This is a genomic window from Streptomyces sp. NPDC000594, assembly GCF_040299965.1.
GTDB lineage: Bacteria > Actinomycetota > Actinomycetes > Streptomycetales > Streptomycetaceae > Streptomyces.
On sequence record NZ_JBEPCY010000081.1, the window covers coordinates 1 to 1,023 of the forward strand.

Here is a 1,023-nt window from a genome sequence, read left to right on the forward strand (position 1 = left end):
GTGAGCGTGCGGCGTGGGAGGCGCGGGATCCGATTGCGCGGTTGAGGGTGCTGCTGGAGCGTGAGGGTCTGGCGGACGATGCCTTCTTCTCTTCGTTGGAGGAGGAGAGCGGGGTGTTGGCGCGTCGGGTGCGGGAGGCGGTGCGGTCGATGCCGGATCCGGTGGATGTGTCGATGTTCGATCATGTGTATGCGGACGGGCATGCGCTGGTGGACGAGGAGCGGGCGGAGTTTCTGGCGTATCAGGCGTCCTTCGCCGACAGCGAGGGTGGCAGCGGTTCCGAGGGTGCCGGCGGTTCCGGCGAGGGTTCCGAGGGTGGTGTCTGATCGTGGGTGCTGTGCGGCTGTCGGTGGCGAAGGCGTTGAACGAGTCGTTGCGGGTGTCTTTGGAGTCGGATCCGAAGGTGCTGGTGATGGGTGAGGATGTCGGGAAGCTGGGGGGTGTGTTCCGGATCACCGATGGGTTGCAGAAGGATTTCGGTGAGGAGCGGGTGGTGGACACGCCGCTGGCGGAGTCGGGGATCGTGGGGACGGCGATCGGGCTGGCGTTGCGGGGTTACCGGCCGGTGGTGGAGATCCAGTTCGACGGTTTCGTGTTCCCGGCGTACGACCAGATCGTGACGCAGCTGGCGAAGCAGCACGCCCGGGCGCTGGGGAAGGTCCGGCTGCCGGTCGTCATCCGCATCCCCTACGGGGGTGGGATCGGCGCGGTGGAGCACCACTCGGAATCCCCCGAGGTCCTGTTCGCACATGTGGCGGGGTTGAAGGTGGTGACGCCGTCGAATCCGTCGGACGCGTTCTGGATGCTGCGGCAGGCGGTGGAGTGCGACGATCCGGTGATCTTCTTCGAGCCGAAGCGGCGTTACTGGGACAAGGGCGATGTCGACACCTCGGCCGTCCCGGCGTCGTTGCATGCGGCGCGGGTGGCGCGTGAGGGTTCGGATGTGACTTTGGTGGCGTACGGGCCGATGGTGAAGGTGTGTCTGGAGGCTGCCGAGGCCGCCGCCTCCGAGGGGCGTTCGGT

Annotated in this window: 1 protein-coding gene and 1 pseudogene; both read left to right on the forward strand. The window is 67.1% G+C overall.

From position 1 onward, the window contains the following. Positions 1-326: pseudogene (locus ABT354_RS37980) on the forward strand (pyruvate dehydrogenase (acetyl-transferring) E1 component subunit alpha); the annotation flags it as partial. Between the two features lie 2 nt (positions 327-328). Further along, positions 329-1,023, forward strand: a 695-nt coding sequence (locus ABT354_RS37985) for an alpha-ketoacid dehydrogenase subunit beta (RefSeq protein WP_351502637.1), incomplete at its 3' end; no start/stop codon positions are given.